General features: G+C 71.4%; 1 protein-coding gene. It reads left to right on the forward strand.

Annotated features, from left to right (window positions below):
- Positions 1 to 503: BMP family ABC transporter substrate-binding protein (locus CG50_RS16045; RefSeq protein ID WP_211248648.1), on the forward strand; the 503-nt coding region annotated here is incomplete at both ends.

Below are 503 nucleotides of genomic sequence, written 5' to 3' on the forward strand. Positions count from 1 at the left end.
GGAGCGGCGCTTGCCGCGGCGCTCGCCGCTTCGGCCTGGGGCGGGGATCTGAAATCCATCGCGATCCTGACGCCGGAGCAGGGCACGGATTACGGCTGGAATCAGCAGGGTGTCGAGGGGGCGAAGGCGGCGGCGAAGGCCGCGGGCATCAGGATCGAGGTGGCGGAGAACCTCGGCTATGGCGACGTGCGCCCGACGCTGCAGGAGCTGGCCGAGGATGGCGCGGGCCTGCTGATCGCCCATGCGAGCGGCTACAACACCGCCGCGCCCGAGGTCGGGGCGCAATACAACGTGCCGGTCGCGGTGGTCGACACGCCGCAATCGCTGAAGGCGGGGGCGGTTGCCGATTACACGGCCTCGGGCCATCAGGGGGCCTATCTTGCCGGGGTTCTGGCGGCGAAGATGACGCGCACCGGCACGGTGGGGATCGTGGTCTCGGGCGAGCCGCCGTCGTGGAACGCGCAGTCGGCGGCCTTCGCCGAGGGGGTGAAGGCGACGAAGCC

Source organism: Paenirhodobacter enshiensis, from assembly GCF_000740785.1.
GTDB lineage: Bacteria > Pseudomonadota > Alphaproteobacteria > Rhodobacterales > Rhodobacteraceae > Rhodobacter > Rhodobacter enshiensis.